13 protein-coding genes are annotated in these 14,360 nt (G+C 39.2%); 10 read left to right on the forward strand and 3 right to left on the reverse strand.

All coding sequences use genetic code 11. The annotated features are described in order from the left end of the window. Positions 1-68: 68 nt before the first annotated feature. The gene (locus FEZ33_RS07355; RefSeq protein ID WP_138404758.1) at positions 69-464 is read right to left on the reverse strand and encodes an HTH domain-containing protein; all 396 of its coding nucleotides are present in this window, start codon (positions 462-464) and stop codon (positions 69-71) included. A 153-nt stretch (positions 465-617) separates the two neighbouring features. Further along, positions 618-998, reverse strand: coding sequence for a hypothetical protein (locus FEZ33_RS07360; protein WP_138404759.1), 381 nt, complete (start codon positions 996-998; stop codon positions 618-620). A 135-nt stretch (positions 999-1,133) separates the two neighbouring features. On the opposite strand from FEZ33_RS07360, the gene gloB reads away from it, so the two are divergent. From gloB to FEZ33_RS07395, 7 genes are all read left to right on the forward strand, one after another. Further along, on the forward strand, positions 1,134-1,835 hold the full coding sequence (gene gloB, locus FEZ33_RS07365) for a hydroxyacylglutathione hydrolase (RefSeq protein WP_138404760.1): 702 nt from the start codon (positions 1,134-1,136) through the stop codon (positions 1,833-1,835). A gap of 24 nt (positions 1,836-1,859) precedes the next feature. After that, entirely contained in the window at positions 1,860-2,324 is a 465-nt protein-coding gene (locus FEZ33_RS07370) for a SixA phosphatase family protein (RefSeq protein ID WP_138404761.1), read from the forward strand. Between the two features lie 20 nt (positions 2,325-2,344). Then, positions 2,345-2,869, forward strand: a complete 525-nt coding sequence (locus FEZ33_RS07375) for a hypothetical protein (RefSeq protein WP_138404762.1) — start codon at positions 2,345-2,347, stop codon at positions 2,867-2,869. Between the two features lie 243 nt (positions 2,870-3,112). Beyond that, complete coding sequence (locus FEZ33_RS07380; RefSeq protein ID WP_138404763.1) at positions 3,113-5,860, forward strand: cation-translocating P-type ATPase; 2,748 nt, start codon at positions 3,113-3,115, stop codon at positions 5,858-5,860. Positions 5,861-6,835: 975 nt separating this feature from the next. Further along, on the forward strand, positions 6,836-7,300 hold the full coding sequence (locus tag FEZ33_RS07385) for a CopY/TcrY family copper transport repressor (RefSeq protein WP_268951515.1): 465 nt from the start codon (positions 6,836-6,838) through the stop codon (positions 7,298-7,300). Further along, positions 7,293-9,326 carry a copper-translocating P-type ATPase gene (locus FEZ33_RS07390; RefSeq protein ID WP_138404764.1) on the forward strand — a complete coding sequence of 678 codons (2,034 nt, stop codon included), beginning with the start codon at positions 7,293-7,295 and terminating at the stop codon, positions 9,324-9,326. Before FEZ33_RS07385 ends, FEZ33_RS07390 begins: the two co-directional genes overlap by 8 nt. Positions 9,327-9,383: 57 nt before the next feature. After that, positions 9,384-10,307, forward strand: a complete 924-nt coding sequence (locus FEZ33_RS07395; protein ID WP_138404765.1) for a nuclease-related domain-containing protein — start codon at positions 9,384-9,386, stop codon at positions 10,305-10,307. Positions 10,308-10,634: 327 nt separating this feature from the next. On the opposite strand, the gene FEZ33_RS07400 is transcribed toward FEZ33_RS07395, so the two are convergent. After that, on the reverse strand, positions 10,635-11,186 hold the full coding sequence (locus FEZ33_RS07400; RefSeq protein ID WP_138404766.1) for a DUF924 family protein: 552 nt from the start codon (positions 11,184-11,186) through the stop codon (positions 10,635-10,637). A 112-nt stretch (positions 11,187-11,298) separates the two neighbouring features. On the opposite strand from FEZ33_RS07400, the gene FEZ33_RS07405 reads away from it, so the two are divergent. The 3 genes from FEZ33_RS07405 to FEZ33_RS07415 all read left to right on the forward strand — a co-directional run bounded on the left by FEZ33_RS07405 (position 11,299) and on the right by FEZ33_RS07415 (position 14,347). Beyond that, positions 11,299-11,778 (forward strand): LURP-one-related/scramblase family protein, encoded by a 480-nt coding sequence (locus FEZ33_RS07405; RefSeq protein ID WP_138404767.1) that lies wholly within the window; start codon positions 11,299-11,301, stop codon positions 11,776-11,778. 17 nt (positions 11,779-11,795) lie between these two features. Next, entirely contained in the window at positions 11,796-12,407 is a 612-nt protein-coding gene (gene lepB, locus FEZ33_RS07410) for a signal peptidase I (RefSeq protein ID WP_138404768.1), read from the forward strand. A 302-nt stretch (positions 12,408-12,709) separates the two neighbouring features. Next, positions 12,710-14,347, forward strand: coding sequence for a peptide ABC transporter substrate-binding protein (locus FEZ33_RS07415; protein WP_138404769.1), 1,638 nt, complete (start codon positions 12,710-12,712; stop codon positions 14,345-14,347). Positions 14,348-14,360: the final 13 nt, after the last annotated feature.

Genomic DNA, 14,360 nt, shown 5'->3' on the forward strand with positions numbered 1-14,360 from the left:
TACACCACAAAAACGACAGAGCGCTTCAATGGTCCACGTGTTAGTTGGGGATTCAAATGTCTCTTGAATCAGTCTAAAGTAGTGTCGTTTGGCTTCTCTTTCGGAAACATTCCCAAGTCGATGAGCCGCTTTTTTTTTAGAAATTTCACTTCAAACTTTAGTTTTTCAATTTCCTCATCCTTTTCAATCAATGATCGCGTGATACTGATTGGTTGGCCTGCCTGATTTAATTTGGGTTGGAAATCCTTCATGCTCCTTACAAAACTCCGTATCACATTACTTCCGAGGAGCGCTGGGTCAAGACCCAATGATAAAAATATATCCTTGGGTTTGTGGCCTTGTTGAGATAAACAATAAAACTCCTGTTTAAATGCATCACCATATTGAATTACATGCTCACTCACATTTTCTATATACGGTGATTGCTTCAATATTTCGACGACTTCTGGACTATATATTCCCATGATTACTCACCTTTCTTTTTGGTTCACTAAAAATTTCAACGTATGACGGATTGTCTACAAATATTTAGTCTTTATACCTTTGAGTCTACGATTATTATGACAGAAATAAACTTAGTTCACGAATGAAATGAGTGTGGCTCAGATTGTCCACGTTCATAGGACCAGTATAACAACTCCGTTTGTCTCGAGTTCACCCAGCTCAAGCCAAATGACAACTCCGTTTGTCTCGAGTTCGTCCAACTCAAGCCAAATGACAACTCCGTTTGTCTCGAGTTCACTCAACTCAAGCCAAATGACAACTCCGTTTGTCTCGAGTTCACCCAGCTCAAGCCAAATGACAATCCCGTTTGTCTCAAGTTCGTCTAACTCAAGCCAAATGACAATCCCGTTTGTCTCAAGTTCGTCTAACTCAAGCCAAATGACAATCCCGTTTGTCTCGAGTTCGTCCAACTCAAGCCAAATGACAATCCCGTTTGTCTCAAGTTCACTCAACTCAAGCCAAATGACAATCTCGTTAGTCTCAAGTTCACTCAACTCAAGCCAAACCACCCCGCCATTTGTCTCAAGTCTGCATTTTCCCAACTCCCACAAGTAGTATCACAAGAAAATTTCTGTAAACTTTGCTAAGATTAGAATAAAGATAAATATAAGCAAAGAGGAGTGAGTGATATGATTATTAATCCAGTAAAAGCCTTTTCTGACAACTATATTTGGGTCATAGATAATGGAACTGATGGAATTATTGTCGATCCTGGTGAGTCAGCGGGTGTTTTAGATTATTTTGACAAAGAAGCATTGGACTTAGCTGCGATCATCTTAACGCATAAACACGATGACCATATTGGTGGGGTTAAAGATGTCTTAGCAAAATACCCAGAGACACCTGTTTATGGACCGAAAGAAACTGCCAGCCTCAACCAAGTTACTGTCAAAGATGGCGATGAGTTTGAATTATTGAACAAAACCTTTAAAGTGTTTAAAAGCGGTGGTCATACCGAAGAGCATATCAGTTACTTAATGGGAGATGACTTATTCTGTGGGGACGCATTGTTCTCAGGCGGTTGCGGACGTGTATTCACCGGGGATTATCAAGCTCAGTATGATGCACTTCAAACCTTTAAAGCTTTACCAAATGAGGTCAAAGTCTATGCAGCGCACGAATATACAGAAACGAATTTACGTTTTGCTCACGAGACAGATCCAACAGATCCGTCATTTGCAAAAGCTTTAGAAGAAGTACAAGCACAAAGAGCAAAAGATCAACCGACTTTACCTTCGACAATTGGAATAGAAAAAGATATTAACTTGTTCCTACAAGCTGAAAACTTAGAAACTTTTATTGAATTAAGAATAGCGCGAGATAATTTTTAAGCATAGTTAAAAGGAGAGAGAATCATGGAACTGATATTCATTCGCCACGCGAAAGCTGAAGAGCGCAGGGAAGGACTCGTTGACATCGACCGCCACCTGACTGATAAAGGGAAGGAAAAATACGCAAAACTACTACCCGAACTCGAAGAAAAACTCGGGCCACTGAAAGAACGGAACTTTGTCAGCTGGTCAAGTCCGGCTAACCGAGCACAAGAAACTGCCGCACTCGCCGCCGACAAATTAAAGCTTGAGGAACCAAGGATTCATGAATTTATCTATACTGGAGAGATAGAAAAGTTTTTAGAAGCATTAAAAACCGTTCAAGATGATGCGACGTTACTCGTCTTTGGACATGAACCGACTTTAAGTGAGTGGGTATATGAATTCACTGGTGAGTCCCGCCGGATGCGAAAAGGGTCAATGGTTAGTATGAAAGTGACACAAAGAGACCCACTCAAAGCCACATTCAATTGGCAAATTCGCACATAAGTAAGTTGAGTAGGAAAGGAATGTCGACACTGAAACCACAATATTTACAATTACAACCTTCAGCCGCCGATGAAAAACGGTGGGTAGCAGAAATTACGGGCGACGATCCGACCTTTATCCTTAGCCGAGAATTCCAACCCGAAATTGAGCCCGGCGTTTGGGCGATGTATGACGGTTGGTACCAAATTCACGGACAAACGCCTGGGATCACCCCTTTTCAAAAAGAATATGTCCGAGTCTTAGACGGGAAGATGACTCGGAGACTAGATTTCCGTTTTGTTAAAGAACATGTGCCGCAAATAAAAGCAGCGGAACCTGAACGGAAAGAACGTCTAAAGCACCAGATTATTTCTGTGTTCAATGAAATAAAAGCCGAAGTGCCTCATGAACTCGTTGATGAAGCAATCATGCAACAACAAGAAGACTTGGATATGGTCGAAACATCCCAAGAACTCCTAGGTGGGTTGAAAGTGCTATTAAAGCAAAAAGACCGAATCATCAAACGCTACAAAGAAGCCGTCGAGAACTTTCATGAAGAATGGTAAGCAAATTTATTAGAGAATTGTCTAAAGAGGCAGTTCTTTTTTTGTATAAAATATGAGCTTATTGTCAACTTAATTTAAGTGTAATTATATCGAAATATTTATTTAAAATAGTGTAATATCAAGCTTATTTAATATATTTTCGCAAGGCAAATAAATTTAATTTCTTTAAATTAAATGTTATATTAAGAATATGAAAAAGTAAGGATGCTATTTTAAGAATCTTATAAACAAGAGGAGTTTACTATGAGTGAAATATATAAGAGGAAACTAGAGGAAGTGCTTGAGGAATTCGACACTTCTGTTGAAGAGGGTTTGAATGAGTCTCAAGTCGAAGGAAATCGGGAAGAACACGGTGAGAATAAATTAGAAGAATCAGAAACAAAGTCTAAATGGGAGATTTTTCTAGAGAATCTTAATAATATTATCGTTTACTTACTAGGTGTTGCGGCTGTTATCTCAGTCATAATGGGCGATTGGGTTGAAGCGCTAGCAATTTTATTAGCTGTTTTTATATCTGTCTTTACAGGGTATTTTGTTGAGGTCGGAGCGCAAAAATCGGTTGAAGCCCTCCAATCAATGGTGGATACAAAAGCAAAAGTACGCCGTAACGGTGAAGAGATTGAAATTGATTCGACCGAACTTGTGCCCGGAGATATTCTAATCTTAGGGGAAGGGGATGCGATTGCGGCTGATGGGCGGTTAATTAGTGCCAATAACTTTGCGGTCATGGAAGCAGCCTTAACCGGAGAGTCTGAAGCGGTCGATAAAGATGCTGATGCAACCTTTGAAGAAGATGAAGCACTCGGTGACCAATTAAATATGGTCTTTTCCGGTACAGCAGTAACCCGCGGTAAGGCCGAAGCTGTTGTAACTGGTATCGGTATGGATACTGAAGTAGGTCAAATTTCTGAGATGTTAGATGAAGATCAAGACCGAGAAAGTCCATTAGACAAAGAAATTGACAAATTAGGTAAAGCATTAATCATAGTTGCCTTTGCTGCGGCAGGCTTAGTTTTATTAATCGGTATTCTTAACGGCCAAGATACGGCAGAAATGCTACATGTGGCAGTTATTCTAGCAGTAGCGGCGATTCCAGAAGCTATGCCAGCGGTTGAAACGATTACCTTATCGAACGGGATGTCGACGATGGCTGAACATGAAGCGCTCGTCAAAAACCTATCCGCGGTTGAAACGCTAGGGTCAACGTCGATTATTGCTAGTGACAAGACCGGAACCCTGACGGAAAACCAAATGATGGTTGAACATCTAATTATTAAAAATGATGAAAAATATGAAGTTACTGGAAACGGTTATGAACCTAAAGGTACTGTGAAATACAACGGTGAAGTTGTTGACGTAGAAGCTGAGAATATTCATGACACAGACGCTTTAAATGACAACGATCAAGATTTACTGAAGCTGATTACGAATGGTTTTTTATCCAGTGATGCAAAATTAGTTAAGCAAGACGAGGTGAATGAGAATGAAGAAGCGGAAAATGACGGCGAGTATACTATTGAAGGAGACCCAACGGATGGGGCTTTAACTGTCTTAGGACACAAAATTGGTATGTCACCAGAATTTTTAAAAGAGACTGAATTTGAGCAACTAGCTGAAATTCCTTTCGATTCTGAGAAGAAATATATGGCTACTTTCCATAAACTGCCCGATAATATCTACCGTTTTATTATGAAGGGTGCTCTAGATGTAGTAGCTGAATATACAGACATTGATGATGAAGAAAGTGAATTTTGGTCAGAGAGGAACGAGCTTTTAACTGAAGAAGGGAACCGTGTCATCGGCCTAGCCAGCTATACGGTTGAAGACGAGAATGAAGCCAATGAGATTACAGAAGACATCGAAGGTTGGTTTGATAATAATCGTAAGATATTAACGATTGATGGCTTGTTCGGGATTATGGATCCACCAAGAGAAGATGTTGCCGAATCAATCAAACAAACGCAAGAGGCTGGTATTACTGTGAAAATGATTACCGGTGACCACCCTCGAACAGCGTCAGTGATTGCAAAAGAAATCGGGATTAACAATTGGGAAAACACCATGACTGGTAAAGAAATTGACGAAATGCATGATTCATCGGACTTCATTAACCGAATTAGAGAAACAGCTGTCTTTGCCCGCGTCTCTCCTGAGAACAAATTACAAATCGTTAGAGCTTTTCAAGATGAAGGTGAAGTCGTTGCGATGACTGGAGACGGTGTAAATGATGCGCCTGCCTTGAACGGTGCTGATATCGGTGTCGCGATGGGAATTCGCGGAACGGAAGTCGCAAAAGAAGCGTCTGATATGATTTTAACGGATGACCGTTATTCAACCATTGTCGATGCCGTGCGTGAAGGTCGAATCATATTTGAAAACATAAAAAAATTTGTATCTTTCCTATTCGCCTGTAATATGGTTGAAATTGTGTCAATTTTATTCACAATTATCTTCCTATTACCGATGCCAATTCAACCTTTACACATTTTATTCCTTAACTTACTCATTGATATTGGACCGGCCATTGCCTTAGCTTACGAAGAAGCCGAAGATAATGTGATGAATCATCCGCCACGTGATCCTGAAAAAGGGTTGGTCAACCGTCAATTCTTAAGTCGAATTATTATAAGTGGAATATTTATTGGTTTAGGAGCTTTCGGGGTATTCTTCCTATTCCATAATTTCACAGACGTATCCTTAGAATATGCTCAAACGGCGACTTTTACATATATGGCAATTGCTCAGTTAATGCATATCTTTAATGTTCGTAAATTCAAAACCTTCGGCTTGGACCGCACGCTATTCCATAATAAATTGTTAGTGGGTGCCATGGCTTTAGGTGTCGCTTTACAATTGGTTGCAGTTTACTTACCATTTATGAATAATGTCTTAGGGACAGAACCACTGACATTGATGACTTGGGTAATTATTCTAGGCTTTGCGGCTGTGGCTACATTTATCGTTCATTGGTTGAAAATGTTAACCAATTAAATAGGTGCAGAAGAATAACAAAATAAGAGAGCTCACAAAATGACGTGGGCTCTCTTTTTGTTTAATAAACATCTAACATTAAAAGCACAAGAGGCATTGCAGCAAAACCCAAATGGACAACAAAATGCGCGAAAATGATGGGAAATAATCTTTGATGGCAATGGGAAATCTAAGCACTACCAAGTCCTCAAAAGAAAAATGAACCAATATAAACTAAAGCCCCTTGCCAATTCGCCGCCAGCATAAAATGTTATAAGCCGAAACCAATCAACGGAATGACAATACCTGCCCAAGGTTTACCAAAACCTTCAGTAAACTCAGGTTACGCATAACTTCGGTACATGATTTCTTTAATCGGCGCATTAATAAATGGAAAGAGCAAAGCGACAATCGCGCCAATTCATCGTAACCAAACAGGTGTAGTTAACAGATTATAAGTTCAGGCCCTGTAAAAATAACTTGGAACTGATTAAGATAATCAGTTCCAAATATTAAAAACGCGACCCTATTTAATGTGGCAGCAAATGGGATAAAGTGTACAAAAATCAAAAGCAGCCCCCCAAAGGAGATCCTTACCTAAACGGTCCCTTTGAAAATCAAACACATCCCGAATCGAACGTCCTTGTGAATGTAGTAAGTCATGTCATTAAATAGAGAAAAAGGAGTTTGGCTATCATAAAATATATGACTGCGATATTGGGTGAAAAAGGGAACGGAATGTTTAGCAACAAACAGATTAGGCCCGTGATTAATTCAAAAGTGGGAATCAAATAAACGAGACAAGCCCAGCTTTTTCAATACGAACCTCTCCTTATGAAAGCGCTGTTATATTTTAATCTTATCATAAACGGAGGAATTTATATAAATGTAATGGATATAAGTTGACTTGTACGAGTTACATGTGTAAACTAAAATTTAAACAATGACTACAATTGTAGTCGTAATCATAAACTTAGTTTGAAAGGAGATATTTTATTGACAGAAGCAATACCAACGTTAAAAATTACCGATGCAGAATGGGAAATTATGCGAGTCGTCTGGGCTCAAGGCAAGGCGACAAGTCGCGAAATTATCCAAGTATTAGAAGATAAAATGAACTGGAAAGCTAGCACAATTAAAACTTTAATCAGCCGTTTAGTAGAAAAAGGCGCTTTGGATACCGAACAAGAGGGACGCAAATACATTTACTCAGCTAAACTGACAGAAGAAGCCAGTTTAGATGAATCTATTTCAGATATGTTAGCTCGTATTTGTAATAAGAAAGCCGGGGAAGTAATCGGAGATATGTTAACCAACGCGCCTTTAAGTCAAAGTGATATTGAAGAATTAATGAGCATTTTAAAAGAGAAAAAGAAAACGGCATTGGACGTTGTGGCATGCGACTGTGTGTCTGGGCAATGTGAGTGTCAAGTAAATTTAGGAGGGGAATTGAATGAGTAAGGATAAACAACACCATCACAATCATCATGACCACGGAGGGCATGACCATCACGACCATCATGAGCACATGGATCACGGTGGCCACGGACATCATCACCACCATGGGAATTTTAAACAAATTTTCTTAAGATCTTTACCGATTGGGTTAATCATTATGTGGATTTCTCCACTGATGGGCTTGGACATACCGTTTCCATTTCAATACACTTTTCCATATTCGGATATTTTAGCTACCGTGCTGTCTACATTCCTTATTTTCTATGGAGGGAAGCCGTTCTTTCAAGGTGCGGTTGGTGAGTTTAAAGAGAAATCACCAGGGATGATGGCGCTTGTGTCTTTAGGGCTTGGCGTGTCGTATTTATATAGTGTCTATGCGGTAATTATGCGCTATGTTACGGGCGAGTATCTGATGGATTTTTACTTCGAATTCGCATCGCTGATCCTTATTATGTTGCTTGGACATTGGATTGAGATGGTTGCTTTAGGTAATGCTGGAGATGCTCAAGCCTCTTTAGCAAAATTACTTCCGAAAGAAGCACAAGTTGTCTTACAAGATGATTCGATTGAACAGCGCCCGGTAACAGAATTAAAGGTTGGCGACACTGTCCGAGTTCAAGCAGGCGAAAACATTCCAGCTGATGGAGAAATCATTCGCGGAACGTCTCGAGTGAATGAAGCGCTACTGACGGGTGAATCCAAACCGATTGACAAATCTGAAGGCGACACAGCTATCGGAGGATCAACTAATGGACAAGGGACGTTATTTATTAAAGTCAGCCAAACTGGAGATTCATCATTCCTCTCTCAAGTTCAAAGTTTAGTCACAGAAGCTCAAGGTAATCCGTCTCGAGCAGAGAACAGAGCACATCAAGTTGCGAGTTGGTTATTTTATATTGCGCTCGGTGTGGCATTAGTGACATTCGTCGCTTGGTGGGTAATTGCTGATTTACAAACATCGATTTCTTATACGGTAACCACGCTTGTTATTGCTTGTCCGCATGCTCTAGGATTAGCGATTCCACTTGTGATTTCGCGAAGTACTAGTTTAGGTGCTAAACGCGGACTACTTGTGAAAGACCGTGAAGTTTATGAATTAACAACAAAATCAGACACGATGATTCTCGATAAAACAGGAACGCTGACTACTGGTGAATTTAAAGTATTAGCGATTGATTCATTATCAAGTGACTATAACGAAGACGAGCTATTAGCTATCATGGCTGGAATTGAAGGCGGGTCAAGTCACCCCATCGCTCAATCAATTATCGAACATGCCTCTGAGGAAAATGTAAACCCCGTTGACTTCACATCAACAAAAGTCGTTTCTGGTGAAGGAGTTGTGGGAACTTATAAAGATACAGAGTATAAATTAGTGAGTCAAAAAGTGTATGGAAAGTCGATTGATATTGAAATTTTACCTGGTGCAACGATTAGTATTTTAACTAAAGATGGCGAAGCATTGGGCGCAGTGTCTCTAGGTGACGAGCTTAAAGAAACGAGTAAAGAACTGATGAGAATTCTCAAAGACAAAGGCATTACGCCAATTATGGCAACAGGTGATAATGAAAATGCCGCCAAAGGTGTCGCAGAAACTTTAGGTATTGATTACCGTGCAAACCAGTCACCGCAAGACAAATATGATTTAATTAAAAGTCTACAGTCTGAAGGTAAGACGGTTATTATGGTTGGAGATGGTGTGAATGATGCGCCGTCACTCGCATTGGCTGATGTCGGAGTCGCCATTGGAGCCGGAACGCAAGTGGCAATTGATTCCGCAGACGTTGTCTTAACCCAATCTGAACCCGGCGACATTGAATCCTTTATCGAACTGTCTTTCAAGACAAACAGCAAGATGAACCAAAACTTACTTTGGGGAGCAGGCTACAATTTCATTGCAATCCCATTGGCTGCGGGTCTTTTGGCACCTATCGGAATCACTATTTCGCCCGCGCTCGGTGCAATTTTAATGACACTTTCAACAATTATTGTCGCAATGAACGCACTCACTTTAAATTTAGATGATTAATTTTTAAAATAAAAATGAAAATCGCCCTTTTTTACGTATATATATAGGGGTGATAAAATGCAGAAAAATACCGAACTCATTCAACTCGAAATGTCGGTTATACGCCAAATAAATTTAGCTGAAGAACAGAAACGTCGATTTTGGTCTTTAAAACAAGGCTATATCGGAGAATCAGAAGTTGCTCAATGGTTAGAAAAATACGCCGATGATAGTTGGCATGTCCTTTCAGACTACTGGTTTAACTACAAAAGCACGATGCAAGCCGATTTTCTATTAATCAAAGAAAATCACTGGTTAGTTATGGAAGTGAAGAATTTTGATGGCGAATTTGAATATAGAAATCACGAATGCTACATTAACGCGCATTTAATGGAAAATAATTTTATGAATGCCATGGCGACCAAAGTACGGCGCCTAACACGAATTGCCAATGAAGTCTCCGAAAATATTAAAGTAACCGGTGCGATGATTTTCATCAATGAACATTGCCAAGTTAAACTCGATTATGAATTTGACTATGAAATTATACAGCGCAACCAATTTAGAAACTTCTTGAAAAAGCAGACCGAATTTCTTGCCAAACCTCTGTTACCAGCATATTTGAATAGAATACAAAAAGTCTTGAACCGCTATTCGATTGAAAATCCGTTCCAGCCTACAGGCTTGCCTATAGAAGACTTTGCGACTATCCATAAAGGCGTTACTTGTCCAGCGTGTCACCGATTTGATGTAGAAATCACTTTAAGAAAAGTGACATGCCGGCACTGTCATTTTAAAGAAGCAAAATCAGAAACAATACTCAGATCCGCACGGCAATTGCGCTATGTATTCTTTGACAACAGTGAAATAGTCACAACAGAAAATGTGTACCAGTTTATGGGCGCAAGCGCAGCGTCAAGATCCTTAATCCGAGACATACTTGGGAAAAACTTTAAGAAAGTGGGGAAAACAAATAAAACTTACTATGAAATAGAGATTTAAAGGGGAAATGTTTATGAAAGTGAGTTGATTCGCCAGCTCAGATCAGTGAGCTAGCGAATCATGTGCAACTGCGCCAGCTCAGAATCGTGAGCTAGCGAATCAAGTGCAACTGCGCCAGCTCAGAATCGTGAGCTAGCGAATCAAGCGTAACTTCGCCAGTTCAAATCTCCGAGCTGGCGAATCAAACGTAACTTCGCCAGTTCAAATCTCTGAGCTAGCGAATCAAGCACAACTACGCCAGCTCAAATCCGTGAGCTGGCGAATACACCCAAAACCCAATTCAAACCAGAAAAAAGTCCGCAGCACATTCGCTGCGGACTTTTTATATTAGAAACTGCTATTAGGCTCAGTCAGAAACGCTGCTTCTTGCGGAGTTGTCTCGCGGCCTAGAACATCATTCCGATGAGGGTAGCGACCGAAACGGTCAATGATATCTTTATGTAAGTTTTCATAGTGTAGTGCATTCTCGTCACCAATTTCAGTAAAGATGCGTAAAGCTGTCTCGTGAATTTCAGTAGATTCAGAATGCATAAAAGGCATCATTGCGAAGTGTTTTTCCTGAACAGAGAATTCTTCATCAAACTCAGGTAGTTGATATAATTCCTGAGCTAAGACGAGTGCCATCGCATCTTGGGTGAAGCTTTTCGCATCACCGCGGCATAGGTTACGCGAGAATTGGTCGAGCACAATAATTTCAGCGAGTCGCCCGTATAGATGATCACGCCACTCCCATAATAAGCCAGCACATGCGGCTTCCCAAGTTTTTCCAAAACGCTGTCTAATTTCGGAATCGAAATCATCATTTTTCTCAAATAATAAGTCCGCATTTTCAGGGGCAAACCAAAAGTCTAATACATCTTGATAACGAGCTAGTTTCACAAATAATTCCCTCCGCTTTTATTAGTATACATTTTATAGTAAAAACATTTTCTTAAATACAATTGAACATTAAATATAATAAGATTATAATAAGGCTCAAGGGGTGATATCAATGCAATTATACATGAAACAAAAAATGTTATCATTTAAACAGGATTTTAATATTGTCGATAGCAATCAGAAGCCGGTTTATAAAGTGGATGGAGAATTTCTTTCACTTGGTAGAAAACTGCACATCATTAACATGGAGACCAATGAAGAGGTCGCTTTAGTTAAACAGAAAGTATTATCACTCATGCCACAAGTGGACGTCTTTGTCCGAGGTCAAGAAGTTGCAAGTATTCGCAAACGCATCACGCTATTCAAACCACAATTTGATATTGAACAAATTGGCTGGACGATAAAAGGCGATTACTTTGCGCACGATTATATTATTTATGATCGAGAAGGAGATTTAATTGCTCAAATAAAGAAAAAATACTTTGCTATGAGCGATACATTTGAATTTAATATCGATGCTGAAGAAGTTGATCCAGTTATGGTGATTGCGGTTGTGTTAGCTATCGATACTGTAATGGATAGTAAAGATTAAGTAGATTGAGGTAAAAGATGACTTTTAAAGGTATTATCAGAGAAATAATCAGTACGCTTATCTGGGTTGCAGTGATATTTCTAGGAATTAAAGTATTTTATGCGTATGTTATGGAACCGTTCATCGTGGACGGAAGATCCATGGAATACACATTACATGACGGCGAGAAAATGTTTATGATGAAATTAAACGATATTGAGCGCTTTGATGTGGTCGTATTCCCAGCACCTGGGGGACCGATTACTTCAGACGAACCGCAAAGTTTATATATTAAACGCGTGATTGGCGTACCTGGGGACACGATCGCTTATCAAGATGACCAATTAATATTAAATGGCGTGCAAATGAATGAACCATATTTAGACGACATGCGCGCAGATGTCTTAGGAAACTTTACGGGTGATTTCCAATTAGAAGAAATTACTGGATCGGCGACCGTACCGGAAGGGCAAGTCTTCGTAATGGGAGACAACCGTCGCAATTCACTTGACGGACGGGCATTTGGCTTCATCGACGCCGAAGATATTATCGGAGAGGCAGATTATATTCATTGGCCACTTTCTAGCATGCGAGCGCTTGATCAATATGAAATGAATGAAAATCAAGACGCAATTGTCAAAATGGACTAATTAAAAATTAATCAAGTAACTATTTGTTAAAATCAAAATTTATAAAACTTCTAGAATAACAACCATCTATAATGGCGTTATTGTAGGAGTTTTTTTGTTTTGGAATAGAATAAATAATCACTATTAAATACTATCTAATAAATCAGATAAAAAACCATATCTAAAGTGGTATTTTATTAACTTAAACTAATTATTTTAATTGAAAACTCATAAAAGCGTTGACAATTACTTCGAAATATTTATAATTATAATTAATAATAAATTAAGATGCGTATAGTCAGAGTATCCTTAGGAGGAAAGAAATGAAAACAAATGCTAGGAAATTAGTACAGTGGTTGGTTGCTTTAGTTTTAACTTTCGCGGTCATTCTACCAGCAGTAAGTGTTAGTGCGCAAGATGAGAATGTATTACGTGTACAAACTGAAGTAGAAATTGCGTCACTTGATCCAAATATTGCTACAGATGGGACTTCAATGGAAGCAATTGCTGCAATCCAAGAAGGTTTAATGACTCGTGATACTGAGGGGAACTTTGTAGAAGCGGCAGCTGATAGTTACGAAACTAATGAAGATGAAACTGTATATACGTTTAAACTTCGTGAAGATGCCGTTTGGTCAAATGGAACTCCCGTAACAGCACATGACTTTGTGTTCGGATGGCAACGTCTTGTTGACCCAGAAACTGCGGCAGAATATTCATTTATTCTAGATACAGCAGGAGTTAATAACGCTGCGGCAGTAACAGCAGGTGATGTAGATAAATCAGAATTAGGTATAGTGGCAATTGACGATTATACGTTAGAAGTAACGTTAGATCGACCAACACCGTACTTTTTAAGTTTACTAGCATTTACACCATTATTCCCAATTAACCAAGAGTTTTATGAATCAACAAATGGGCAATTTGCAACATCACCAGAAACAACAATTTCAAATGGTGCGTTCATTCTTTCGGGCTATACTCCAGCAGGAGCAACAACAGATTTAACTAAGAATACTGACTATTATGATGTTGATAATATTTCTTTAGAAGGAATTCGATTCCAAGTTATTAAAGATTCACAACAATCAGTGTTGGCTTACCAAACAGACCAATTAGATGTAACTAATATTACGGGTGAACAAGTACAATTATTCTCAGCAGATCCAGAATTCCGTTCTGTTGAACAAGGTTATATGTGGTTTATTTCTCCTAATCAATTAAGTGAAAATATCGCTAACCAAGATTTACGCTTAGCTTTAGGGAAAGCATTTGATCGTGAAGTAATCGCAACTAACGTCTTAAAAGATGGGTCATTACCTGCAGGCTACTTTGTGCCACAACTATTAGCAGAGGGACCAGATGGGACAGACTATCGTGAAGCAGCGGGACGCGATTTAATGGTATCAAATGTTGAAGAAGCTCAGGCTCACTTAGAAGCTGCCAAAGAAGCTTTAGGTGTAGATACATTTGAGATTGGTTTACTTATTGAAGATACAGAATCATCAATTAATGTGGCTCAGTCATTAGAAGCGCAAATCGAAACAAATCTACCAGGCGTTGACATTCAAATCGAACAAACACCTAAGAAAAATCGTCTGGATCGCATGCGTGAAGGAGACTTTGATCTTGGTTTAACTCGTTGGGGACCAGACTACGCAGATCCAACAACTTACTTACAACTATTAGTAACAGATAGTAGTTACAATGACCAACGATATTCTAATGAAGAGTTTGATGCAGGATACGAAGCAATTCAAACAGGTGATTTAGTTCTAGATCAAGAAGCTCGTTTCGATAAAATGATTGAAATGGAAAAACTAGCTCTATCTGAAGGGGGAGTTTTACCAATTTATCAAGCTGCCTCTGCAGTTTTAGTAAAATCAAATGTTGATCAAATTGGATTCTATACAACTGGAACGCCGCGTATCTTCAAATACGCAGAAAAGACTGCAAACTAAATAATATCAGCTT

It is taken from the genome of Ruoffia tabacinasalis (assembly GCF_005864045.1).
Classification (GTDB): domain Bacteria; phylum Bacillota; class Bacilli; order Lactobacillales; family Aerococcaceae; genus Ruoffia; species Ruoffia tabacinasalis.

What these genes read in the sequence shown, in the direction of transcription:
- FEZ33_RS07375 (WP_138404762.1), top strand. Translation starts at nt 2,345, where the DNA reads ATGTCGACACTGAAACCACAATATTTACAATTACAACCTTCAGCCGCC.
- lepB (WP_138404768.1), top strand. Translation starts at nt 11,796, where the DNA reads ATGACTTTTAAAGGTATTATCAGAGAAATAATCAGTACGCTTATCTGG.
- FEZ33_RS07390 (WP_138404764.1), top strand. Translation starts at nt 7,293, where the DNA reads ATGAGTAAGGATAAACAACACCATCACAATCATCATGACCACGGAGGG.
- FEZ33_RS07380 (WP_138404763.1), top strand. Translation starts at nt 3,113, where the DNA reads ATGAGTGAAATATATAAGAGGAAACTAGAGGAAGTGCTTGAGGAATTC.
- FEZ33_RS07405 (WP_138404767.1), top strand. Translation starts at nt 11,299, where the DNA reads ATGCAATTATACATGAAACAAAAAATGTTATCATTTAAACAGGATTTT.
- FEZ33_RS07355 (WP_138404758.1), bottom strand. Translation starts at nt 464, where the DNA reads ATGGGAATATATAGTCCAGAAGTCGTCGAAATATTGAAGCAATCACCG.
- FEZ33_RS07395 (WP_138404765.1), top strand. Translation starts at nt 9,384, where the DNA reads ATGCAGAAAAATACCGAACTCATTCAACTCGAAATGTCGGTTATACGC.
- gloB (WP_138404760.1), top strand. Translation starts at nt 1,134, where the DNA reads ATGATTATTAATCCAGTAAAAGCCTTTTCTGACAACTATATTTGGGTC.
- FEZ33_RS07415 (WP_138404769.1), top strand. Translation starts at nt 12,710, where the DNA reads ATGAAAACAAATGCTAGGAAATTAGTACAGTGGTTGGTTGCTTTAGTT.
- FEZ33_RS07370 (WP_138404761.1), top strand. Translation starts at nt 1,860, where the DNA reads ATGGAACTGATATTCATTCGCCACGCGAAAGCTGAAGAGCGCAGGGAA.